The following is a 24,167-nucleotide window of genomic DNA, read 5'->3' as shown; positions in this document are numbered from 1 at the left end:
CAAATGTTGTCGGGTGACGTTATCACAGATATTACAGGGTTTTCCAAGCTTTCTTACGGGAAACATCTGATAGCCCTGTCATCCTTCAAGCTGCATGTCGGTCTGTTTTTCTTAAGTACGCATTCGTGGGTCAACGCGCCGTGTTGTTCAAAAACGGTAACATCGTGTTTGGCAACTCGAATTATTGCGGGGATCGCAATAAAAAAAGATCCGCAATGAAGGAAAGGTGATTTTAATAAATATCTGAAATGTAAGCTTTTTATTCTATTTTATTTCGATGGTAAAAGTCGTATCAGATTAATCGCAGGATTAGAGCCTATTTATCGCTGTTTGATACGATGACGTCGCTGTCAGGCTCTGTTATTAATAACAACGATCTTATCCAATACAGTTTTTATTCTATGATCTCCGGTGTCTGGCGCGTCAGTAGTTGGTTGTTGGCGGGACTGTTGCTGCTTCCTTTAGCGACGGTTTTTTATCAGGCTTTTTTTGCCGGAGGACTCGGATTTACCCAACTGTGGCAAATCGGTTTACCTACCTACCTGATGCATTCCGCGGTCATCGTGATGGGGACGCTTTTCTTCAGTCTACTGTTTGGCTTGCCTTCGGCCTGGTTTATCGCCATGTACCGCTTTCCCGGCCATCGCGTGTTGCAATGGGCGCTTTGCCTGCCGCTTGCGATGCCCGCTTTCCTGCTCGCTTACCTTTATACCGATGCGTTACAACACTTGTTCCTGTTGTTAAGGGAAGGAGGGCTACAGATAACATCGCCGTGGGGAGAATCTCACGTTGCTGGGCTAGCCGTTTCACTCGGCTGTGTGAGTTTGGTTCTGGCGCTGGTGTTGTACCCCTACATTTACCTGTTGGTGCGCGAAGCGTTAGTGAAACAACCTGCTAGTCTGATTCATTCAGCCCGCTTACTGAATCAGACGCGTGCTCAGGTATTCCGTCGCTTATGTTTGCCTATTGCACTGCCAGCGATTGCCTGTGGCGGCGCGTTAGTGGTGGTCGAGACGCTGGGTGATTATGGTGCGGCGTCTTATCTGGGTATTCCAACCATGACAACACAGGTACTGGATATCTGGCAGGGACAGGGCGATTTGGGGGCAGCCGCGCGTCTTGGGGTATTGATTCTGCCCGCGATCTTTCTCTTGATGTTTCTGGTGAATTTCTGGCGTCGGAAGCAGAAAATTTATCAAGCTCAGGCGAATTCCTCTCTGGTGGTGCCGCCTGTGTTGAGTGGGTGGCGCAGCAGGGCGGTTCGCAGTTATTGCTGGGGCGTCGTTTGTCTTTCGTTCCTGTTCCCAGTGATGTACCTATTATTTCTTGCTCTGCGGCACATGATGTCGATATGGGATATGGCATTCCTTCACGCGGTAATGAACAGCCTGTTGGCATCCGCCACGGCGACCGTCATCATTACGCTAATGACACTGTCGTTTATCTTCTACACGCGCACGGCTGGCGTGTTTGCCAATCAGACGCCAGTGCGGCTGGTGAGCCTGAGTTTTGCCTTGCCTGGTACGGTACTGGCCGTTGGGCTGTTTACTTTGCTGTCGCTGGTGGACAGCGGAATTAATCTATTTGCCAGCGCTGCTGGGTTACCCACGGCAGATGCCTGGCTGGCGGGATCGCTGTTTATTCTCATCCTCGCCTATAGCGTTAAATTTGGGCGTTTGATGCTAGACAGTCTTGAGCGCAGCATGGACGCTATTCCGCGGTCGCTGGATAGCGCGAGCCTTGTGCTGGGCGCTTCCCCCCTCAACCGTTGGTCACGCGTGCATCTACCGTTGTTGCGTCGCAGTGTGTTCATCGGCGCGTTGCTGATCTTCACGGAAAGCATGAAAGAGTTGAATGTCTCGCTGCTGTTGCGTCCTTTTGGGATCGATACGCTGGCAACCTATGTTTTTCGCTTTACGGCGAGTGAGCAGATAGCGTCATTTGCCTTTCCTGCGCTGGTGCTGGTGGCGGTAGGGTTGATACCGATTTTTGGGCTGAATCGCGCATTGAACATAAAAGGATAATCACATGGCCGCGTCGATAGATATTCTGAGCGTTCAGTCGGTAAGTTGTTCGTTGCAGCAATCTCAGGTGTTGGAGAACATCTCATTTGCCGTGCGCGACGATGAGACAATCTGTCTGCTAGGCAGGAACAACTGCGGCAAAACGGCGCTACTACAGGTGATTGCGGGCCTGCTGCCGATTACGCAGGGCAAAATTTTGTTGGACGGTGAGCCCGTCAGCTCACCGCAAGAATATGTCCTGCCTGAACAGCGTCAGGTTGGGCTGATTTTTCAGGACTATGCACTTTTCCCGCATCTGACCGTTGAAGGTAACATTGCGTTTGGGTTATATGGCCGCCCGGAAAGCGAGGTGAAGCCAATTTGTGCGGAGATGCTGGCGCTTTTCCAACTGGACGAGGTTGCCGCGCGTTATCCACACGAGCTATCAAATGAACAGCAACAGCGTTTGGCCATAGCCCGCGCGCTAGCCTGTGAACCAAAATTATTGCTGCTGGATGAGCCGTTTCCCGGTTTGGACAGCCAGACCCGCTATCGCCTGATTACTGAATTGCGGCAGGTTCTGAAACAGCGTCATGTCGCGGCGGTGTTCGCCACGCACAGTCGGGAAGAAGCTTTTGCCTGTGCCGACCATCTGATTCTGCTGGATGAAGGGAAAATTATGCAGCAGGGCTATCCATCTGAGCTGTATCATCGCCCGAATAGTCGCTTTGTGGCTGATTTTATGGGGAATACGAACTATTTACCTGTGAAAATTATGAGTGACCATCAATGGCAGAGCCCATTGGGCGATCATCATGCAACACACCCTCTCAATCAGCCGATCGATTCGCAGTGCGATTGGATGGTTCGTCCGGCTGATGTGGCGTTGGCGCTTGATCCTGATGGCCCGGCATTTATCGAAGATCGGCTGTTTATGGGCACATCAAACTTGTATCGGGTGAAATTGGGGGAGCTGATGTTATTGGTGCAGACCGGAAACTGGTTTGAACCAGGACAGCAGATACGTTTGAGCATTAAGACGGATCCTCCGGTTCTGTATCCGGCTTTGCCGGCCGTCAGCAGTCCGGCTGACGGTTCTGAAAAGAAATGATTACGCGTCTGCGTGTAAATCTGATGCAGGCCTGATCCAGGCGCTGTTGTGCTTTTCAAACCCTAGTTTCGGGTAGTAATCTACCGCTAGCGGTGCGGCCAGCAAAATGATTTTGCAGCCTTTTTCCAACTGCTGAGCGGTTTCCTGAATCAACTTCTTTCCTATCCCGGCATGCTGACAGTCCTCTGATACCGCCAGATCGGACAGATAACAGCAAAAATGAAAATCCGTTACGCTGCGTGCAATCCCCACCAGTGTTCCCCCTCGCCATGCGGAAACCAGCAGGTTGGCGTGCTTAAGCATACCTGCAATCGCTACCTCATCATCCAGTGGGCGACGTGGTCCTAATGAAGTTTTCGCTAACAGCTCAACGAACTGCTGGCGAGAAAGTGGGGCGTTCACTTTGTAGCAAACATCCACGGGGGGTGTGCTCATGATGTCTCCTTCACGGTGTGGTTTCTGATATACTTCGCGCGCTTGGGCACTGCCCAGACTGATTTAAACGTCAGCATTGGCGCATCATCGATAATGGGTCAATCGTTTTTCCGATGGTGCTGAATACCTTACTTCAAAGAGTTATCAGTATGATGAAACATACCGTGGAAGTCATGATTTCTGAGCAGGAAGTGATGGCGCGGGTTACCGAACTGGGGCAACAGATCAGCGAACACTACCGTAATAGCGGCAGCGATATGGTGCTGGTGGGGTTATTGCGCGGCTCGTTTATCTTTATGGCCGATTTATGCCGGACGATCGATGTTCCTCACGAAGTGGATTTCATGACGGCATCCAGCTATGGCAGCGGTATGAACAGTACGCGCGATGTTAAAATCCTGAAAGATCTGGATGAAGATATTCGCGGCAAAGACGTATTGATCGTTGAAGATATCATCGACTCAGGCAATACCCTGAGCAAAGTGCGGGAAATTCTACAACTGCGTGAGCCGAAATCGTTGGCTATCTGTACGCTGCTGGACAAACCAGAGCGCCGTGAAGTGGCAGTAAAAGTGGAGTGGGTTGGGTTCTCGATCCCTGATGAGTTCGTCGTGGGTTACGGCATCGACTATGCTCAGCACTATCGCCATTTACCTTACGTCGGCAAGGTTGTTCCGCAAGAATAACGATCAAGATAAAGCCGATGCCGTGAGCGACGCCCAGTGAGTGGGCGTCAGGCAGCGACTCAAGACAGAGTGGAAATCGCGCGGCGATAACGCTGTTCCAGCGTCTCCCGGTTGGTTGCCGTCACTTCCAGATCGCGCAGTCGGCCATCCTGAATACCGTATACCCAACCGTGGATCGTGACTTTCTGCCCACGTTTCCATGCGGACTGCATGATGGTGGAGTGGCCGAGGTTATAAACCTGCTCGACAACGTTGATTTCACATAGCGTATTCAGGCGCTGTTCGGGAGGCAATTCCCCCAGCAGCGAACTATGCTTGTACCACAAATCACGGATATGCAGCAGCCAGTTGTTAATCAAACCCAGCTCCGGGTTTTCCACCGCCGCCTGAACACCGCCACAGCCGTAGTGGCCGCAGATGATGATGTGTTCGACTTCGAGAACTTCGACGGCATATTGCACGACAGACAGGCAATTTAGGTCGGTGTGAATAACCAGATTTGCGACGTTACGGTGAACAAACAGTTCACCAGGCTCAAGGCTGGTCAGACTTTCCGCAGGTACGCGACTGTCCGAGCATCCAATCCATAGAAAGCGGGGACGTTGCGCCTGCGCCAGACGTTCAAAATAGCCAGGATCCTCTTCCACCATCGTTTTAGACCAAAGCTGGTTATTGGCGATGAGCGTTTCGATTTCTTTCATGAAAGTAAATGACCTGTAACAAACAAGGGGCAGTGGGGAGTAATATAAGGCAACATGCGTCGTTTGAAAAACGATAGTTTATACTCGTCATACTTCAAGTTGCATGTACGTTGGCTGCGTTCATTCACCCGAATCACTTACTTGAGTAAGCTCATCGGGATGAAATGAGGGACATCCTGTCTCTCACCGGAGGCCAGCCTTTGGCTGGTCAAATTCGTTCCCGACGAATTTGTCCCTCGCTTGCCGCCTGCCTGAAACTTGAATTATGTAGAGTATTTATTTGTCACACTTCGAATCTGTAGAACTCACTGATAATAAGGCAATCCATTTCTTATGACATATGCACTGGAACTGGCGCAACTAACCAAAACTTATTCGGGAGGCGTCAAGGCGTTACGGGGGATCGACCTGAACGTGGAAGCGGGGGATTTCTATGCACTGCTGGGGCCGAATGGCGCAGGAAAATCCACTACGATTGGAATTATCAGCTCGTTGGTGAACAAAACTGCCGGTAAAGTCCGCGTCTTTGGTTACGATCTTGAGCTGGATAAAGTGAATGCGAAACGCCAGTTGGGGCTGGTTCCGCAGGAATTTAACTTCAATCAGTTCGAGACGGTATTACAGATTGTGGTTAATCAGGCTGGCTACTACGGTGTGAAACGTCAGGATGCATTGCTACGTGCGGAAAAATACCTGAAACAGCTCGATCTGTGGGAGAAACGCAGCGAAAAAGCAATGATGTTGTCGGGGGGGATGAAGCGCCGCCTGATGATTGCGCGTGCATTAATGCACGAGCCTAAGTTGCTGATTCTTGATGAACCAACGGCGGGTGTGGATATCGAATTGCGTCGTTCCATGTGGGGCTTTTTGAAAGAGCTAAATGCACAGGGCACCACGATTATCCTGACGACGCACTATCTGGAAGAAGCGGAAATGCTGTGCCGCAATATCGGGATCATTCAGCGGGGTGAGCTGGTGGAGAACACCTCGATGAAGCAGTTACTTGCTCAACTGAAGTCTGAAACGTTTATTTTTGATCTGGCGGCAAAAAGCCCGTTACCACAGCTTGAAGGTTATGCGTTCCGCCTGATGGATACGTCAACGCTGGAAGTGGATGTGATGCGTGAGCAAGGTTTGAACGCGTTATTCAGCCAGCTAAGCGCGCAAGGGATAACAATATTAAGTATGCGTAATAAAGCTAACCGGTTAGAAGAGCTGTTTGTCACGTTGGTTAATGGGGACGGGGTGAACGGTAAGGGAGAAAAGGCATGATGCGTTTGTATTGGGTGGCGCTACAGAGTATCTGGGTTAAAGAAGTGACCCGATTTGGTCGGATCTGGATTCAGACGCTGGTGCCGCCAGTGATCACCATGACGTTGTACTTTATTATTTTCGGTAACCTGATTGGTTCACGTATTGGCGAAATGCACGGTTTTACCTACATGCAGTTTATCGTACCGGGCCTGATCATGATGGCGGTGATTACCAACGCCTATGCCAACGTAGCCTCTTCCTTTTTTAGTGCCAAGTTTCAGCGCAATATTGAAGAACTGCTGGTCGCGCCTGTGCCAACACACGTGATCATTGCGGGTTATATTGGCGGTGGGATCGCGCGTGGTGTGTGCGTAGGGATTCTGGTCACTGCGGTGTCGCTGTTCTTCGTTCCGCTGCATGTGCATGCCTGGTGGGTTATTGTTCTGACACTATTACTAACAGCGACGCTGTTCTCGCTGGCGGGATTGCTGAATGCGGTGTTTGCGAAAACCTTTGATGACATCAGTCTGATTCCAACGTTTGTGTTGACGCCTCTGACCTATCTGGGCGGCGTGTTCTACTCATTGACGCTGTTGCCGCCTGTCTGGCAGGCCATTTCCAAACTGAACCCGGTGGTGTACATGATCAGCGGCTTCCGCTACGGCTTCCTCGGGATTCAGGATGTGCCGCTGCTGTTCACGATGTCGGTACTGATTGCCTTTATCGTGGTGTTTTATCTGCTGGTCTGGTGGCTGATTGAACGCGGACGCGGGCTGCGGACATAATTTGTCAGTTATATATAGCTTGATGAGAAGGCGGTGGTAACACCGCCTTTTGCTTGTCGATAAAGCGATCAGGCGACCTGGACCGGAATCGCTTTGGCCTGACGTTGCAGTTCGTTCTCGCCAGAGAAATAGGCAACCTTAGGACTGTGGCTTCTGGCTTGCTCATCCGACATCTGCACGTAGGAACAGATAATCAGCTTGTCGCCCACGCAGGCGCAGCGAGCGGCGGCACCGTTCACGGAGATAATGCGTGAGCCTCTTTCGCCTGCAATAGCGTAGGTAGAGAAACGCTGACCGTTATCAACGTTGTAGATATCAATCGCTTCGTATTCCAGAATGCCGGCAGCATCCATAAAATCCTGATCGATGGCGCAAGAGCCTTCATAATGCAAGTCAGCCTGAGTCACTTTGACCCGGTGCAGCTTGCCTTGCAGCATGGTACGTATCATCGCTTTGTTACCTCGGTTCATACAGTCAAATCGACCTGGTGGTTATCAATCAATCTGGCCTTGCCTAACCAGGCAGCCATCAAAATCACTGCACGCGTGCTGGCAGTGCTCAGCGGTTGTAGCGTATCAGCATCGCGAATAAACAGTTCATCAGGCGTAAAGCCTGCTTCGTGCAATTTCTCTGTCGTTTGTTCCAGTAATGTATCGATCTGGCGATCGCCGTTGTCCAACTGCGCTGAGAGCGCCATCATCAACTGATAAAGTTGTGGTGCTAGCTGGCGCTCTTCCGCACTGAGATAGCCATTACGCGAACTCAATGCCAAACCATCTTTTGCACGCACGATAGGAACGCCGACAATATCAATGTCATAGCCCATGTCGCGAACAAGCTGCCGAATCAGCGCTAACTGTTGGTAATCCTTCTCGCCGAAGCAGGCCAAATCCGGCTGTACCAGATTGAACAGCTTGCTAACGATGGTGGCTACGCCCCGGAAGTGGCCTGGACGGCTGGCCCCTTCCAACATAGCAGACAGGCCGGGTACATCGACAAACGTTTGCGATTCCAGTCCATTTGGGTATACCACATCCGGGCTCGGTGCGAAAACCAGATCGGCACCACGGCGGTTCAATTTCTCGCAATCTTCCTGCAACGTCCGTGGGTAGCGGGCTAAATCATCTGGCCGCTCAAACTGCATGGGATTGACAAAAATGCTGACAATAACGATGTCAGCGCGCGCTCTGGCTTCATCGACTAGCGTCATATGCCCGTCGTGCAAATTGCCCATAGTGGGAACCAAAGCAATGCGTTTCCCTTCCTGACGCCAGCGACGAATTTCGCGACGCAGCAGCAGAGGGGTTTCGATAATTAACACACCCGTACTCCTAAAAATAGCCCGGTTAATGGAGTGCTCGTTCTTTAATGAAACGAGTGTTCTCAATGAAATGAATGCGCTTCGGCTGGATAGAGACCCTGTTCGACTTCCTGTACATACAGGCGTGCCGCTGCACGAATATCACCGCTTTGCGCCAGAAAGTTCTTGGCGAACTTAGGCGTGTTGTCGCCAGTTATGCCGAAGGCATCATGCATGACGAGAATCTGCCCGTCGGTAACATTGCCTGCGCCAATACCGATCACCGGAATCGACAGCGCATCCGTTACGCGTTTAGCCAGCGCGACAGGCACGCATTCTAGTACAAGCAACTGCGCGCCAGCGTCTTCTAACGCCAGAGCATCAGCCAGCAACTGGTTGGCATCGGTTTCGCTGCGGCCCTGAATTTTATAGCCACCGAAGATATTAACGGACTGCGGCGTCAGGCCCAGATGACCGCAAACGGGTACGGCCCGTTCAGTCAGCATTTTTACCGTTGGGGCAAGCCAGCTTCCACCTTCCAGCTTGACCATATTCGCACCGGCACGCATCAGTTCTGCCGCCTGGCTAAATGTTTGTTCTGGCGTGGCATAGGTCATAAACGGCATATCGGAGAGAACCAGCGCGAGTGGCGCACCGCGTCGAACGCACTGTGTATGGTAGACGATGTCGTGTGTGGTTACGGGCAAAGTGGAATCATGACCTTGCACGGTCATTCCCAGAGAGTCACCCACCAGCATCACACGAATACCTTGTTCAAAAAACAAACGAGAAAAGCTGGCGTCGTAAGCCGTTATCGTAGCGAATTTTCGCTGCTCTTGTTTCCATTGGCGCAAGTGGGAGATAGTCGTCGGTTTCATGACGGTCTTCCTATGTCAATAGGGCGAAGAATTGAGGGGAACATTCTAATGTAAGCCGACGTGTAGCGATATACCCGCCATGCTTCAATCTGCTTGTCTGTTGGCGTTATTGTGGCTCAGGTGGGATTGTTGTCGTTCCACAATGTCAGACCGTTGCGATCGACATGGGTTAGTCGTTGCACGAGCGTTTCGCCGTCGGGGAATGTCAGATCAGGGGCGATTTCTGCGAGCGGGTAGAGCATGAATTCACGATTTTTCATATCGTAATGCGGCACTGTCAGACGTTCCGTCTGGATAGTGGCATCACCGAACAGCAGGATGTCCAGATCCAACGTGCGCGGGCCCCAGCGGTGCGCTTTACGTTCGCGGCCTTGTTCCAGCTCAATAGCCTGTGTGCAATCGAGCAATGACTCGGCGGCTAATGCAGTTTCCAGTTCAACGACGGCATTAAGATAATCCGGCTGATCCTGTGGGCCGAGCGGGCGGCTACGATAAAACGAGGAACAGCGAACGACGTGAGTCTGTGGAATCGTATCCAGCGCAGCCAGTGCGGCGCGTACCTGTTGCAAAGGCTGGGCAAGATTGCTGCCCAGCGCCAGATACACGCGTGCCATCAGGCTTGATCCCTGCGTGCCGTCGTCGGTTTACGTGGACGACGAGGGCGGGAGCGACGATGTGGTGTCGGGCCGTCATCCAGCGATCTCAGCATGGTTTGTTGGCGTGGCGGTGTCGCAACCTGGAATTCTCCCCACCACTGAGCCAGACGCAACAGCTCCTGATGGTTTTCGATTTCGGCACGCAGGCACAATAGGTCATACGCGGCGCGGAATTTAGGATGTTCCATTAGCTTGTAAGCGCGCTTACCCTGACGACGAGACAGGCGCGTCTGTAGTTGCCAAATATCGCGGACTAACGAGGTAATACGCTTAGGGATCGCCAGAGAACGGCACTGTTCGTCCAGTACATCGTTCATTGCCAGCGCGAACGCATCGAAGTAGGCCAGACCGCTTTCCTGAGCCAGCTTTTGCGCATGTTCAATCAGCGGATACCACAGCATGGCGGAGAACAAAAATGCCGGATTTACCCGCATGTCGTTTTGCAAACGCTGATCGGTGTTTTTCAACACCTGAGCAACCATGCGTTCCAGCGTGGAATCGCCGTTTGGTGTGAAATGACGGCTCAGCAGCGGAAAAAGCGGCTGGAACAGTTGATATTCACACAGCATTTTATAGGTTGGATAGCCATAGCCTGACTGAAGCAGCTTCAGCGACTCTTCAAACATCCGCGCGGCGGGAATATCGTGCAGCAATGAGGCTAGACGAGGAATCGGTTCGGCAGTTTCTGGGCTGACGGTCATGTTCAGCTTGGCGGCGAAACGAACGGCACGCAGCATGCGCACGGGATCTTCTCGGTAGCGCGTTTCAGGATCGCCGATCATGCGAATGACACCCTGACGCAGATCGTTCAGGCCATTGGTATAATCGCGAACACTGAAATCAGCAATGCTGTAGTAGAGGCTATTGATCGAGAAATCACGGCGTTGAGCGTCTTCTTCTACCGAACCAAAAATGTTATCGCGCAACAGCATGCCGCTCTGAGCCTGCTGAGAAGAGTTTTTGACTTCTTGCTGCTCCTGATGCTGATCGTGGTGACCACGGAACGTGGCAACTTCAATCACCTCTGGCCCGAACATGATATGTGCGAGACGGAAACGACGCCCAACTAAACGACAGTTGCGGAACAACTTGCGCACCTGATCGGGCGTGGCGTTAGTGGTGATATCAAAATCCTTCGGCTTTTTGCCCAGCAGCAGATCGCGTACTCCGCCGCCAACCAGATAAGCTTCGTAGCCCGCTTTATTCAGGCGATAAAGTACTTTCAGCGCGTTATCGCTGATGTCACTGCGTGAAATAGTATGTTGGTCACGCGGGATCACCGTCAGATGCTGACGTGGTTCCTCTGATTCGACCATTTCGTTCTCACGATTCAGTACTTTACGACAAAAATTAGCAACTCGGGAAAAGATAATACACCTCGATAGTGATGGATAAATCAACAGCACAGCATTGGCGTCGCCCCCCAAAGGGGCGGCTAAGGATGGCGCGCCACGAAAAATAGCGGCTAATGATAGCTCACCAATGCCCCTTTGAGAATGCTGATGTGATCGCGGACGCGTTTATTGCTGCTTGTAACGGGACGGTATCCAAGGACCAGTGTGCGACAGACCATGCCAGAAGCGCGGCAAGTGTCATATCTTGGCTGTTTTCTGGCAGCGGTTGATGCAAAAATTGCAGTGCGGCAAGCAGCGCTGGACGCGGATCGCCGTTCGGTAGTGAGGGGGCATGATTTTGTTTGGAAAGCTTATTTCCCTCAGTATTCAGCACCAGCGGCAGATGAACGTAGGTGGGGAGCGTGTAACCCAACTGGCGATAGAGCGAGATTTGCCGAACAGTGGGCTCGATAAGATCGGCACCGCGCACGATCTCGGTAATCCCCTGATCGTTATCATCGATCACCACGGCCAGATTATAGGCAAATAGCCCGTCGCGGCGGTGGATAATAAAATCTTCCTGAGCGAGCGCGTGGTCGGCATACAGATCGCCACGCAATCTATCGTAAAAGTGCAATACTGGCGTCGTCTGGCGCAGGCGTAATGCCGCGTTATCGGCGGGCAGGTTGCGGGTTCGGCAATACCCATCATAGTGCCCACCTAGCTGCTGAATACGGCTACGCGTACAGGTGCAGTAATAGCTCATTCCCTGCTGTTGAAGTTTCTGAAGAATTTCGCGATAACGTGCATGACGCTGTGACTGATAAACCACCTCACCGTCCCAGTGCAGACCGTAGTGCTCTAGCTGTGCCAGTATGCGGGAAGCGGCTCCGGGAATTTCCCGTGGAGGATCGATATCTTCAATGCGTACCAGCCAGCGCCCTTGTTGGGAACGAGCTTGAAGATAACTACCTAGTGCGGCGATCAGTGAGCCAAAATGCAGGTCACCAGAGGGAGATGGAGCAAAACGCCCGACATAACGATGAGTTTCGGTAAAATGATTAATTTGGGTAAAATTATTAGCTTGGGTAAAACAATCGGTCACAGACATAAGAGGTTGGTGCTATCTCGTCAGCGTTTATCCAGACAGAAGATAGAGTGATGAATGCCATTCATCAGCAGTAAATTATCCGAAAACGGCCCCTGCGAGTGGCAGGAGCCGATTTTGGACAGGAAAATTATCCTGCCATTTGTTTTTCGCGTATCTCTGCCAGTGTTTTGCAGTCGATACATAGATCGGCAGTCGGACGAGCCTCCAGACGGCGGATGCCAATCTCGACGCCACAGGATTCACAGAATCCGAAATCCTCATCTTCGATTTTCACCAGCGTTTTGGCGATTTTCTTGATCAGCTTGCGCTCACGGTCACGGTTACGCAGTTCGAGACTGAACTCTTCTTCCTGCGCCGCGCGATCCACGGGATCGGGAAAATTAGCGGCTTCATCGCGCATGTGCGATACAGTCCGATCCACTTCATCCATGAGTTGGTTGCGCCATGCTTCAAGAATACGCTTGAAATGAGCCAGTTGAGCGTCGTTCATATACTCTTCGCCCGGCTTTTCTTGGTACGGCTCTACTCCGGCAATTGCGAGAATGCTCAGAGAAGATGTCTTACGATTTTGCCCTTCTTGCATGTTGCTTCTCCTACATAACACGACACGCATAATACCCTTTTATGCAGTGAAGTTGCGGCGTTGTTGACCAGAACTTCAGCTATCTGGGTATATCGGCCCCCAAAGGGGGGAAAAAACAGGCCGCTATAAATAGCAGATGAAGATGGGGTTGGCAATGCTTCCTGACACCGGCCTGATAAAGTGTGAGGAACAACCTGCTTACATTAAATAATAAACAATGTGTTACGCCTTTAGTGGTACGTTTGGCGTGTTATGCAATGCTTGTACGTCATCCCAATAACGGTAGCTTATGCGTCAATTTAATACCGTCAGGGCATAATGTGGAGCCGTAACATAAAATTTCAACCCCTGCCTGCTGTGCTTCGATAAATAATTCTGCATAGCGTGAATCAATATGCCGGGCAGGAGAAACCTGCTGGATCCCTGAATGAAGAACGGCGAAAAAAAGGACGGCGCGTTTTCCATTAGAGACCATCTGTTGCAGTTCACGCAGATGCTTTTGCCCTCTGAGTGTAACCGCATCGGGAAAGTAACCACATTCATGTTGCAATAATGTGACAGATTTCACCTCAATATAGCAGTCAATCTTATCTGTCGCCTGTAAAAGCAGGTCGATTCGGCTGTTTTCCGTACCATATTTCACTTCCGTTTTTATGTCCGGATAGCCCGCCAGCTCTTCTATGCGATTCTCTAATAAGGCTTCGTACAATAATGTGTTGGCACGCAGAGTATTGACACAAATCCAGTGATTTTGTTGCGTTTCAGTCAGTTCCCAACTTTGCGGATACTTACGTTTAGGGTTATCGGACGTTGAGTACCAGACGGTATCACCGGGTGTGGCACAGCCCGTCATGGCACCGGTGTTGGCACAGTGCAGCGTGAGCGTTTCGCCTTCCGGCGTCACGACATCGGCCAAAAAGCGTTTGTAACGTTTAATCAAGCGAGCAGGTTGTAGGCGTGGGGTATAGTTCATGCGTATCCTGTTTTATTCGTTTATACCCGTCATACTTCAAGCTGCTTGTGCGTTGGCAATACTCGGCTCATCTCTGAGCCTCGCCCTGAAGGGCCGCCGTAAACGGCGTTCAAATTGGCTAAACCAATTTGTCCTTACTTACCCCAGTCACTTACCTGTGTAAGCTCCTGGGGATTCGCTCGGTTGCCGCGTTACAAGGCCATAAATGGGCCTTGCCCTAAAGGGTCAACGCAGAGCGTTGTTCAAAACGCTAACGTTTTGTCATGCAACTCGAATTATTTAGGGTATATCTAACTGTTTTCTTGTTTAATAAATGACCAGCTTTCCAGCTTTTGATAGCGGGTTTTACCGTTGTCGAAAAGTGACTGATAAAGGGAAAAGTGCGTCATATCGTCCTGCCAACTGAACGTCGCTGGGGGAATTGCCACAGGTCGAGTGGCACCGCGCAATAACGTAATATGTGGGTGAAAAGGCAAAGCCGTTTGATAGCAGCCGTTGCGTGCGGCCTGAGAGCGCAACAGTTCCGCGAGCTGTAATAATCCACGCGGTGCACGGCGGCAGCCCAGCCAGACCACGCCGGGACGCGGCCAGTGTCCGGCATCATTCAGCGTGAGGGGAAACGCGGGCTGGCGGATACGGCTTGCTAAGGTCTGTAAGACCTGCGCCTTTTGCTCACTCACATCGCCTAAAAATGCCAGCGTCAGATGAAGATTGGCTGCGGCGATTGGACGGCCAGCGTCCAGAGGGAAGTGTTCGGCACGCCAGCGGATAATCTCTTGCTGTGTGGCTTCCGGCAGTGATAAGGCAAAAAACAGGCGGCGGGTGGGTGGCATGGTGCTCTCTCTTGTTCTGATTCCATCCGATGCTACATTCATCCAGATGCTACAATGCCCGCCGCTGAAAGTTAACCTTATACGGAGATGTCTGTGATTTTACCGCCCGTCAGCGCCGTGCTGGATGATGTGATAATGGCGCTACATACTGCGCCTCAGGTGCTGCTCAATGCCCCAACGGGGGCGGGGAAATCAACCTGGCTGCCGTTGCAATTACTGCAACAGGGCAATTTGAACGGGCGCATTATCATGCTGGAGCCGCGCCGACTGGCAGCGAAGAGCGTTGCCTGGCGGTTGGCACAGCAGTTAGGTGAAGAACCGGGGCAAACGATAGGTTATCGGATGCGCTCGGAAACCTGCGTGAGCAATTCAACGACGCTGGAAGTTGTCACCGAAGGTATGTTAACCCGTTTGCTGCAACAGGATGCGGAATTGCAAGGCGTAGCGCTGATTATCCTTGATGAATTCCATGAGCGCAGCGTGCAGGCCGATTTGGCATTGGCGTTGCTGCTTGATGTGCAACAAGGGCTGCGCGACGATTTAAAACTGCTGATTATGTCGGCGACACTCGACAATGCGCGGCTGGCGATGCTGCTGCCGGAAGCCGTCTGCGTGGTTTCCGAAGGTCGCAGCTACCCGGTAGAACGGTGTTATGCACCGCTAAATAGCCAGGAACGTTTAGAAGAGGGCGCTGCACGGCAGGTGCGGCGTCTGCTCAGTGAAGAAGACGGCTCTCTGTTGCTGTTTCTGCCCGGCGTCGCGGAAATTCGCCGCGTGCAGGCGCTGCTGGAAAATAGCGTGTCGAGTGAGACGGATCTCTGCCCTTTATATGGCGCATTGACGCTGGCGGAGCAGCAAAAGGCCATTCTGCCTGCGGGTCCAGGTCGTCGTAAGGTGGTGTTAGCCACCAATATTGCGGAAACCAGTCTGACAATTGAAGGTATCCGGCTGGTGGTGGACTGCGGCCTTGAACGCGTAGCCAGCTTTGATGTAAAAAGCGGCGTCACTCGGTTGGTGACACAGCGCATCAGTCAGGCATCTATGATTCAGCGCGCGGGGCGTGCGGGACGTTTAAGTCCCGGTATTTGCTGGCATTTGTGCTCTCGTGAACAGGCCGAACGTGCGGCAGTACAAAGCGAAGCCGAGATCCTGAATAGTGATTTAAGCAGCGTCTGGCTGGATTTACTACAGTGGGGCTGTACCGATGTGGCGCAGTTAACCTGGCTGGATACGCCGCCAGCACCTGCGCTTTATGCCGCACGTCAACTGCTGCGCCAGCTTGGTATCACTGATGAACATGGGCGGTTGACCGCCGAGGGGCGCAAGATTGCGGCACTCGGCAGCGATGCTCGTTTGGCGACGATGCTGTATGCCGCGTCACAGCAAGGTCCAGATGCGTTGGCTACCGCAGGGTGCCTGGCGGCGATACTTGAAGAGCCACCGCGTAGCGGATCGATCAATCTGGCTGACTGGCTGCATCGCCCATTGCCGCACTGGCTACGGCGGGCAAAGCAGTTAACGCGCCGTTTATCGACGGCTTCGGAACGAATTGACGGCGGAGAAGCCGACTGGCTGCTGGCACAGGCTTTCCCTGACCGTATCGCCCGGCGGCGCAGTCAGGATGGGCGTTACCAACTCGCTAACGGTAGCGGCGCGATGATGTCGGCGGATGACGCGTTGTCAGGCAACGAGTGGCTGCTGGCTCCGGCGCTATTGCAGAATAGTCAGAGTGCAGACGCGCGGATCCTACTGGCGTTGCCGTTGGATATTGAACGGCTGGAACGGCGGTTATCTGGATTAATAAATGAACGTAACGTGGTGCACTGGGACGAAGAAAAGGGTACTCTGCGCGCCAGCCAGCGCGACCAGATAGGTTGTCTGGTTCTGCGAACACGCCCGTTGAATAAGCCTTCCGATGAGGCATTACAGCAGGCGATGCTATTCTGGATTCGGGAGCAGGGGCTTAAAGCATTAAATTGGGATGCCGCAGCGTTGCAGCTACGCGCGCGGCTACAGTGTGCTTGCCAGTGGTTACCTGAGGTTGACTGGCCGCAGGTGGATGACGACACGCTACTGGCAACGCTGGAGATCTGGTTGCAGCCGTCACTGTCTGGCGTGCGCGATTTACGTGCGCTGCACCAGATTAATTTAAGCGATGCCCTGTTGCGGCTGTTGGACTGGTCGCTACGCCAGCGGTTGGATAGTGCGCTGCCCACGCACTACACCGCGCCCGGCGGTAGCCGTTTGCCCATTGCCTATTATGACGATAAGCCACCGGTGCTGTCGGTACGGATGCAGGAAATGTTCGGCGAGCAGCAGAGTCCGCTGCTGGCGGAAGGTCGTGTGGCGCTGGTGTTGGAACTTTTATCACCAGCACAGCGTCCATTACAGATTACGCGGGATTTAGCCGCATTTTGGCAAGGCACTTACCGCGAGGTGCAAAAAGAAATGAAGGGGCGTTACCCCAAACATGTCTGGCCGGACGATCCGGCGAATACGGCTCCGACGAGGCGTACCAAGAAATATCAGAATCACTAATTTCAGACGTTTCCGCTTTCCCAAAAAGGGAGCTGGAAACAGAGTAGGCGGCTTGAGCGCAGAGCTGATAGCCGTGAACAACCTGATGGAGAAGTTATTGTAATGTCTCGGGATGACCGCGAACCTATCGGACGTAAAGGGAAAGCGCCAAAACGTAAGCCTGAACGCAAGCAGGCCATACGACGTCGCAGGGATGACGACTATGATGATGACTATGACGATTATCAGGACGACTATGACGACGATGATGATTACGACGGCGATGATGCCATGACGCGGAAATCGCAAAGAAGACGGCGCTGGCTGGGGCTGGCGATCAAACTGTTCCTGATCTTTGCCGTGGCGATGGCGATTTATGGCGTGTACCTTGACAGCCAGATCCGTAGTCGTATTGAAGGCAAAGTCTGGCAATTGCCTGCTGCCGTCTATGGACGGATGGTTAACCTTGAGCCCGGCATGGCCTATAGCCAGAAAGAGATGATTAGCCTGCTGGAAGGTATGCAATACCGTCAGGTGAGTCGCATTACCCGTCCGGGTGAATTCAGCGTGCGTGGTAACAGCATCGATATGCTACGCCGCCCGTTTGATTTCCCTGATGGAAAAGAAGGGCAGATTCAGGCACGTCTGACGTTTGCCAACGATCGCTTGTCGCAGATCCAGAACCTGGACAACCAGCGTAATTTCGGCTTTTTCCGTCTCGATCCAAAACTGATCACCATGATGCAGTCGCCGAACGGCGAACAGCGTTTGTTCGTGCCGCGTGCTGGTTTCCCCGATCTGTTAGTGGATACGCTGGTTGCGACCGAAGATCGCCATTTTTATGAGCACGATGGCATCAGTTTGTACTCGATTGGTCGTGCGTTTTTAGCGAACATCACCGCCGGACGTGCAGTGCAAGGCGGGAGTACGTTGACGCAGCAGTTAGTGAAGAACCTGTTCCTGACCAACGAACGTTCGCTGTGGCGTAAAGCTAACGAAGCCTATATGGCGCTGATTATGGATTACCGCTACAGCAAGGATCGTATCCTTGAGCTGTATCTTAACGAGGTGTACCTCGGTCAGAGCGGTAACGATCAGATCCGTGGTTTCCCGCTTGCCAGCCTGTATTACTTTGGCCGTCCGGTGAATGAACTGAGTCTCGATCAGCAGGCTCTGCTGGTGGGGATGGTGAAAGGGGCATCGCTGTACAACCCATGGCGTAACCCAGATATTACGTTAGAGCGACGCAATCTGGTGCTGCGCCTGTTGCAGAATCAGCAGGTAATTGATGCCGATCTGTACAACATGCTGAGTGCGCGCCCGCTGGGCGTACAGCCGAAAGGCGGCGTAATCAGTCCTCAGCCCGCGTTTATGCAGATGGTACGTCAGGAGCTACAACAGCGGCTTGGCGACAAGGTTAACGATCTCTCCGGCGTGAAGGTCTTTACCACGCTCGATCCCGTCTCGCAGGATGCGGCGGAAAAAGCAGTGGAAGTGGGCGTGCCAGCACTGCGTGCAGGTCGTAACGTCAGCGATCTGGAAGCGGCAATGGTGATTGTCGATCGTTTCAGTGGCGAAGTCCGCGCGATGGTTGGTGGTGCTCAAACGCAGTATGCCGGGTTTAACCGTGCGCTACAGGCGCGTCGTCCCGTCGGATCGCTGGCGAAGCCGCCGACTTACCTGACGGCATTGAGCCAGCCAGATACTTATCGTTTGAATACCCTGTTGGCGGATGAGCCGCTGTCGCTCAAGCAGCCTAATGGACAATTATGGCAGCCTAAGAACTACGATCGTGAATTCCGTGGCCGCGTCATGTTAGTCGATGCGCTGGCAAATTCGCTGAACGTCCCGACCGTCAATCTGGGGATGGCCGTAGGGCTGGATCAGGTCACGGCAACGTTGAAGCGTTTAGGCATCCCCGAAAACGTAATTCAGCCCGTACCGGCGATGCTGTTGGGGGCGATCAGCCTAACGCCGATGGAAGTGGCGCAGGAATACCAGACGATCGCCAGCGGCGGTAATCGTGCTCCGCTTTCCTCACTGCGTTCGGTGATTGCGGAAGATGGCACGGTGCTGTATCAGAGCTTCCCGCAGGCTGAACGGGCGGTTCCGGCGCAGGCAGCCTATTTGACGCTGTATGGTATGCAACAGGTGGTCGAACGGGGTACATCGCGTTCGCTGGCAGTGAAATTCCCGAATTATCATCTGGCGGCAAAAACCGGTACCACCAATGACCTGCGTGACAGTTGGTTTGCCGGGATTGACGGTAAAGAAGTGGCGATTAGCTGGGTAGGGCGCGATAACAATGGCCCGGCTAAGTTGACCGGCGCGAACGGTGCGCTGACGATCTATCGTCGCTATCTGGAAAACCAAACTCCGTTGCCATTGATGCTGACGCCGCCGGAAGGTATTACGACTATGACGGTGGATGCCAGCGGTAACTTTATCTGTAACGGTAGCAGCGCTGGGCGTGTGTTGCCGGTCTGGACGGATAATCCGCAGGCGCTGTGTCAGGCTAGCCAGCCGCAGCTTTCCGCGCAGCCGGACCAGCAAAACGGTGAAGGCGTCGCTGACTGGATCAAAGAAATGTTTGGTCAATAATCTATCGATGCTTCAACTGGTTGACGTCTCCTAGCCATATTTTTATGCAGCCTGAGAGACGGTTTCGTGCGCTTACAATACGGTTATTTTATGCTACCTCGTAGCACGCGCCCGACACGAGGCGGCTCAAACGCCGCCGCCCCGTGACCCCAGGCTTTCGGCGGAAATTATGCCGCTGACGCGGTACCTTCGTCGGTATCTGGCTTAGCGGACCGCTTGCGACACGTTCCCTACGTGGCGCAAGCTTTCGCCGCGTCCTGCGGCTCATCCGAAGCCAGCTACCTCCTCAGCATAATTTTTACGCCTGACCACGGCAAAAACCGTGAGTCTTCTAGACTTGTGTATAAGGAACAGGATTAATTTGGGGATATTTTTTGTGCCTGCCGTTTTTCGAGAAGGGTCACGTCCTGCCTGATACCGCTTTTCCTTCCATGCTATCGGCTACCAATAGGTAAAAGTCTTGCGATTGGCATTCCGTTGCGCCTATCATGCTGCCTTCATCTATCGTAATCATTATCGTTCTCTTTTGGCTTGGTCGTTATTGGATCTGGTTCGATAGTTACGGGAATAGCGATGCCTGCTTATACCCCTTCCGTCTGTGACATTAAAAATCAAAAGCACTATGCAAAATCAAACTGTACTGCCTGATACCACCTTCAGACTGGACGACGTGAGCTTTTCCGTCGCTGGGCGTATGCTGTTACACCCGTTATCGATCACGTTTCCCGTAGGGAAAGTGTGTGGTCTGATTGGGCACAATGGTTCAGGCAAATCGACATTGCTGAAAATTTTGGGTCGCCATCAGCCCGCCAGCAGCGGTACCGCGCTGTTGGGCGAACAGGCGACCGGAAGTTGGGACAGCAAATTGTTTGCCCGTCAGGTTGCTTATTTACCGCAGCAGCTTCCCGCTGCTGAAGGGATGACCGTGCGTGAGTTGGTTGCTGTAGGGCGCTACCCGTGGCATGGCGCATTAGGCCGTTTCGGCAGCGCCGATCGGGAAAAGGTCGAAGAAGCCATCGCGCTCGTGGGATTAAAGCCATTTGCTAACCGTCTGGTGGATAGCCTGTCCGGCGGTGAACGGCAGCGAGCCTGGTTGGCGATGACGGTGGCACAAGACAGCAACTGCCTGCTGTTGGATGAACCGACTTCCGCACTGGATATTGCGCATCAGGTTGAGGTTCTGGCGCTGATTCAGCGTATGAGCCGCGAACGCGGCATTACCGTCATTGCGGTGTTGCACGATATCAATATGGCTGCCCGCTATTGCGATCATTTGGTGGCACTGCGCGGTGGAAAAATGATTGCACAGGGTGAACCTGTCGCACTAATGCAAGGGGATGTGCTGGAAAATATCTACGGCATTCCCATGGGCATTCTGCCTCATCCGGCTGGTGGCGCACCGGTCAGCTTTGTTTGTTAACTCGGTTTCCCAGCTCATGATGTCTGAACTTTTTTCTTCTCAATCCTCTCCCGACCCGCTGCGCCGTCGTTTACTGACTGCACTGTTGCTGTCTCCACTGGTTTATTCGGCGGCAAGCCGGGGATCAACGTTTCCTGATTTGAATCGTATTGTGGCGCTGGAATGGGGGACGGTGGAACTGCTAATGGCATTGGGGATCACGCCACTTGCGATTGCCGATAAGCGTAATTACAACCTGTGGGTGCAAGAGCCTGCGTTACCTGAGTCGGTGATCGATGTGGGGCTGCGTACCGAGCCTAACCTGGAACTGTTGACGCAGATCCGCCCGTCACTGATTCTTTATGCTGAAGGTTACGGCCCGTCAGCCGCAAAAATGAAGCGCATTTCTCCGATACTGGGCTTTGGCTTTAGCAGTGAACAGGGAAAACCGCTGACGTCAGCACAGGCTTCGGTCATGCGGCTGGCCGAGGCGCTGAATATCAGGGCTGCCGGAGAGCGGCACCTGACCGAACTGGCGCAGTTTCTCCAGCAGGAAAAAATCACGCTTCAACCGTATACCCAGCGGCCTCTGCTGCTCATCACGCTGATCGATAGCCGCCATGTGCTGGTGATTGGTAAGAATAGCCTGTTTCAGGAAGTGATGGACCATATCGGGATAGAGAATGCCTGGCAGGGTGAAACCAGCTTCTGGGGCAGCACGATTGTGGGTATTGAAAGTTTGGCAGACATTGGTGATGCCAACGTACTCTGTTTCGAGCACGGCGATAGCGCGATCAGCGCACAGCTTGATAATAATCCTCTCTGGCAGGCCATGCCATTTGTGCGTCAGCAGCGTGTACAACGTGTGCCTGCCGTCTGGTTGTATGGCGGAACGCTCTCGGCGATGCGCTTCTGCCGTGTATTGAATCAGGCATTGGAGGCGAAAAAACATGCCTAATTCTCTGTCTGTCGCACATAAGCGTGCTGTGCACCCGCTAGTGCTTCCCATTGTTTTAACTGGTTTTCTGCTACTCGTGACCATGGGAATGGGCGGTTACAATTTGCAGCAGCAATTACCGGTATCGCAGTGGTTTCAGGCACTGACACAGCCTGCGTTAGAAGATATGCAGCAACTGCTGTTTCACTACAGTTTGCTGCCGCGCATGGTATTAGCGCCGCTAATTGGCGCGGGGCTGGGACTGTGTGGCGTACTGTTCCAACAGGTCTTGCGCAATCCGCTGGCCGAGCCATCAACGTTGGGGATTGCCACGGGAGCACACTTAGGGATCACCGTCGTAACGCTATGGGCGCTGCCCGGTGGCGCATGGATCCAGCAGGCTGCGGCGATGATCGGGGCGCTGGTGGTTGGCACGCTGGTGTTTGGTGTCGCCTGGGGCAAGCGATTATCACCAGTGACGCTGATACTGGCGGGGCTGGTGCTGAGTTTCTATTGTAGTGCGGTCAACCAGTTACTGGTGCTTTTCCATCATGAGCGGCTTCAGGGGTTGTTCCTGTGGAGTAGCGGCGTGCTGAACCAACAGGACTGGAGCAATGTGCAATTTGTTCTCCCGCGTCTCGTGGTGTGTTTCTGTCTGGCTCTGCTTTTGATTCGCCCGCTAACGTTGCTGGGGTTGGATGACGGCATTGCGCGTAATCTGGGGCTTGGGCTGTCGCTGGCGCGTTTGAGTGCGCTTGGGCTGGGGATTTTTCTGTGTGCCCAATTAGTGAATGCGGCGGGCATTATCGGGTTTATCGGCCTTTTTGCGCCGCTGCTGGCGAAAATGTTGGGCGCACGGCGCTTGCTTCACCGCCTCTTATTCGCACCGCTGCTCGGTGCGCTGCTGCTGAGCGTTGCCGATCAGGGGGTTATCTGGCTGAGCCGCATTTGGTTTGAAGTCCCTACGGGGGCGGCGACAGCGTTGATTGGTGCACCTCTGCTACTGTGGCTGCTGCCCCGTCTGCGTAATAGTACCCAACCCGCGATGGTCGACAGTAACAGCACGCTGACGGCTGAACGCAGCCTGTGGGGAAAGTGGCTGGTGCTTGGTATTGTACTGCTGGGAATGGTGGTTATTACGGCGCTGATGTTGGGAAAAGATGCGGAAGGTTGGCAATGGGGCGGTGGTGATGTACTCGCGCAATTGCTTTCATGGCGTTGGCCTCGGGTTCTGGCGGCGCTAACCGCTGGAGTCATGCTGGCGGTAGCGGGAACGTTAATCCAAAAACTGACGGGCAACCCGATGGGAAGCCCGGAAGTGCTAGGGATTAGCTCTGGCGCATCGTTTGGCGTCATTATTTTACTGTTCTTCATTCCCGGCAATGCGTTTGTGTGGCTGCTTCCCGCCGGTAGTGCGGGGGCGGCGTTGTCGCTGCTGGTTATGGTGATTATCGCCGGACGAGGCGGTTTCTCTACGCAGCGTATGCTGCTGGCGGGGATCGCGTTGAGTATGGCGTTTTCCACCGTGATTGCGCTGCTGTTGGCCAGTGGCGATCCGCGTATGGGGACGGTGTTGACCTGGCTGTCAGGTTCAACCTATGCGGTCGAACCTGTAGACGCGATACGCACGGCGGTGATTGCCGTCTTGCTGCTGTTGATCGTCCCGCTGTGCCAGCGTTGGCTGCGTATTCTGCCGCTGGGTACGACAACGGCCAGATCGCTTGGTGTGGCCGTCACACCAGTCCGCCTGCTGGTCTTATTGCTGGCATCGGTGCTGACCGCGATGGCAACCCTGATGGTCGGGCCGATGAGCTTTGTGGGCCTCATGGCACCGCATATGGCGCGGATGCTGGGTTTTAGCCGTGTGCTGCCGCAAATCGCCAGTTCTGCGCTGATTGGTGGCGCGCTGATGGTGATTGCGGACTGGTGTGGTCGAATGATCCTCTTTCCGGCGCAGATCCCGGCAGGGCTGCTCGCGACGTTTATTGGGGCACCTTACTTTGTATATCTGCTACGCAAGCAGGTGAAATAATGCGAGCGTCGGCGGGAAAGGAAACCCGCCGATACTGT

General features: G+C 53.2%; 21 protein-coding genes. 10 read left to right on the top strand and 11 right to left on the bottom strand.

What is annotated here, in order from left to right; translation table 11 throughout:
• The first annotated feature begins 338 nt into the window (after positions 1-338).
• Together A7983_RS02545 and A7983_RS02540 are read left to right on the top strand one after the other, a co-directional pair.
• The gene (locus A7983_RS02545; protein WP_005969001.1) at positions 339-2,024 is read left to right on the top strand and encodes an ABC transporter permease; all 1,686 of its coding nucleotides are present in this window, start codon (positions 339-341) and stop codon (positions 2,022-2,024) included.
• Positions 2,025-2,028: 4 nt separating this feature from the next.
• On the top strand, positions 2,029-3,114 hold the full coding sequence (locus A7983_RS02540; RefSeq protein WP_005969003.1) for an ABC transporter ATP-binding protein: 1,086 nt from the start codon (positions 2,029-2,031) through the stop codon (positions 3,112-3,114).
• Here the strand turns inward: A7983_RS02540 and A7983_RS02535 are convergent, their stop codons facing one another.
• The gene (locus A7983_RS02535; RefSeq protein ID WP_005969005.1) at positions 3,115-3,549 is read right to left on the bottom strand and encodes a GNAT family N-acetyltransferase; all 435 of its coding nucleotides are present in this window, start codon (positions 3,547-3,549) and stop codon (positions 3,115-3,117) included.
• Positions 3,550-3,698: 149 nt separating this feature from the next.
• On the opposite strand from A7983_RS02535, the gene hpt reads away from it, so the two are divergent.
• A complete protein-coding gene (gene hpt / locus A7983_RS02530) occupies positions 3,699-4,235 on the top strand; it encodes a hypoxanthine phosphoribosyltransferase (RefSeq protein ID WP_005969007.1) in 537 nt (178 codons plus the stop codon).
• A gap of 59 nt (positions 4,236-4,294) precedes the next feature.
• On the opposite strand, the gene can is transcribed toward hpt, so the two are convergent.
• A complete protein-coding gene (can, locus tag A7983_RS02525; protein WP_005969011.1) occupies positions 4,295-4,936 on the bottom strand; it encodes a carbonate dehydratase in 642 nt (213 codons plus the stop codon).
• A gap of 333 nt (positions 4,937-5,269) precedes the next feature.
• On the opposite strand from can, the gene A7983_RS02520 reads away from it, so the two are divergent.
• Positions 5,270-6,208 (top strand): ABC transporter ATP-binding protein, encoded by a 939-nt coding sequence (locus A7983_RS02520; RefSeq protein WP_005969013.1) that lies wholly within the window; start codon positions 5,270-5,272, stop codon positions 6,206-6,208.
• Complete coding sequence (locus A7983_RS02515) at positions 6,205-6,975, top strand: ABC transporter permease (protein ID WP_005969015.1); 771 nt, start codon at positions 6,205-6,207, stop codon at positions 6,973-6,975. The genes A7983_RS02520 and A7983_RS02515 overlap by 4 nt, the downstream gene beginning before the upstream one ends.
• Positions 6,976-7,043: 68 nt before the next feature.
• On the opposite strand, the gene panD is transcribed toward A7983_RS02515, so the two are convergent.
• The 9 genes from panD to thpR all read right to left on the bottom strand — a co-directional run bounded on the left by panD (position 7,044) and on the right by thpR (position 14,643).
• The gene (gene panD, locus A7983_RS02510; protein WP_005969017.1) at positions 7,044-7,424 is read right to left on the bottom strand and encodes an aspartate 1-decarboxylase; all 381 of its coding nucleotides are present in this window, start codon (positions 7,422-7,424) and stop codon (positions 7,044-7,046) included.
• A 17-nt stretch (positions 7,425-7,441) separates the two neighbouring features.
• On the bottom strand, positions 7,442-8,296 hold the full coding sequence (panC, locus tag A7983_RS02505) for a pantoate--beta-alanine ligase (RefSeq protein WP_005969019.1): 855 nt from the start codon (positions 8,294-8,296) through the stop codon (positions 7,442-7,444).
• Positions 8,297-8,358: 62 nt separating this feature from the next.
• Positions 8,359-9,153 carry a 3-methyl-2-oxobutanoate hydroxymethyltransferase gene (gene panB, locus A7983_RS02500; protein ID WP_005969021.1) on the bottom strand — a complete coding sequence of 265 codons (795 nt, stop codon included), beginning with the start codon at positions 9,151-9,153 and terminating at the stop codon, positions 8,359-8,361.
• A 116-nt stretch (positions 9,154-9,269) separates the two neighbouring features.
• Positions 9,270-9,767 (bottom strand): 2-amino-4-hydroxy-6-hydroxymethyldihydropteridine diphosphokinase, encoded by a 498-nt coding sequence (folK, locus tag A7983_RS02495; protein ID WP_005969023.1) that lies wholly within the window; start codon positions 9,765-9,767, stop codon positions 9,270-9,272.
• Positions 9,767-11,179 (bottom strand): polynucleotide adenylyltransferase PcnB, encoded by a 1,413-nt coding sequence (pcnB, locus tag A7983_RS02490; protein ID WP_206536645.1) that lies wholly within the window; start codon positions 11,177-11,179, stop codon positions 9,767-9,769. The genes folK and pcnB overlap by 1 nt, the downstream gene beginning before the upstream one ends.
• A gap of 106 nt (positions 11,180-11,285) precedes the next feature.
• Positions 11,286-12,254 carry a tRNA glutamyl-Q(34) synthetase GluQRS gene (gluQRS, locus tag A7983_RS02485; RefSeq protein ID WP_005969027.1) on the bottom strand — a complete coding sequence of 323 codons (969 nt, stop codon included), beginning with the start codon at positions 12,252-12,254 and terminating at the stop codon, positions 11,286-11,288.
• Positions 12,255-12,381: 127 nt separating this feature from the next.
• A complete protein-coding gene (dksA, locus tag A7983_RS02480; protein ID WP_005969032.1) occupies positions 12,382-12,837 on the bottom strand; it encodes an RNA polymerase-binding protein DksA in 456 nt (151 codons plus the stop codon).
• 268 nt (positions 12,838-13,105) lie between these two features.
• Entirely contained in the window at positions 13,106-13,810 is a 705-nt protein-coding gene (sfsA, locus tag A7983_RS02475) for a DNA/RNA nuclease SfsA (RefSeq protein WP_005969034.1), read from the bottom strand.
• A gap of 290 nt (positions 13,811-14,100) precedes the next feature.
• Positions 14,101-14,643, bottom strand: coding sequence for an RNA 2',3'-cyclic phosphodiesterase (gene thpR, locus A7983_RS02470; RefSeq protein WP_005969035.1), 543 nt, complete (start codon positions 14,641-14,643; stop codon positions 14,101-14,103).
• Between the two features lie 93 nt (positions 14,644-14,736).
• Here thpR and hrpB point away from each other — a divergent pair, with 93 nt between their 5' ends.
• From hrpB to fhuB, 5 genes are all read left to right on the top strand, one after another.
• The gene (hrpB, locus tag A7983_RS02465; protein WP_005969036.1) at positions 14,737-17,181 is read left to right on the top strand and encodes an ATP-dependent helicase HrpB; all 2,445 of its coding nucleotides are present in this window, start codon (positions 14,737-14,739) and stop codon (positions 17,179-17,181) included.
• A gap of 102 nt (positions 17,182-17,283) precedes the next feature.
• Positions 17,284-19,761: a bifunctional glycosyl transferase/transpeptidase gene (gene mrcB, locus A7983_RS02460; RefSeq protein ID WP_005969037.1), complete on the top strand. Its 2,478-nt coding sequence runs from the start codon at positions 17,284-17,286 to the stop codon at positions 19,759-19,761.
• A 622-nt stretch (positions 19,762-20,383) separates the two neighbouring features.
• Positions 20,384-21,181, top strand: a complete 798-nt coding sequence (fhuC, locus tag A7983_RS02455) for a Fe3+-hydroxamate ABC transporter ATP-binding protein FhuC (RefSeq protein WP_005969038.1) — start codon at positions 20,384-20,386, stop codon at positions 21,179-21,181.
• Between the two features lie 16 nt (positions 21,182-21,197).
• The gene (gene fhuD, locus A7983_RS02450) at positions 21,198-22,118 is read left to right on the top strand and encodes a Fe(3+)-hydroxamate ABC transporter substrate-binding protein FhuD (protein WP_005969039.1); all 921 of its coding nucleotides are present in this window, start codon (positions 21,198-21,200) and stop codon (positions 22,116-22,118) included.
• Positions 22,111-24,129, top strand: coding sequence for a Fe(3+)-hydroxamate ABC transporter permease FhuB (fhuB, locus tag A7983_RS02445; RefSeq protein WP_005969040.1), 2,019 nt, complete (start codon positions 22,111-22,113; stop codon positions 24,127-24,129). The genes fhuD and fhuB overlap by 8 nt, the downstream gene beginning before the upstream one ends.
• Positions 24,130-24,167 lie beyond the last annotated feature (38 nt).

It is taken from the genome of Pectobacterium wasabiae CFBP 3304 (assembly GCF_001742185.1).
Taxonomy (GTDB): Bacteria; Pseudomonadota; Gammaproteobacteria; order Enterobacterales; family Enterobacteriaceae; genus Pectobacterium; species Pectobacterium wasabiae.
The sequence above is the reverse complement of the archived record's forward strand: the minus strand, read 5'-3'. Positions and strand labels throughout refer to the sequence as shown.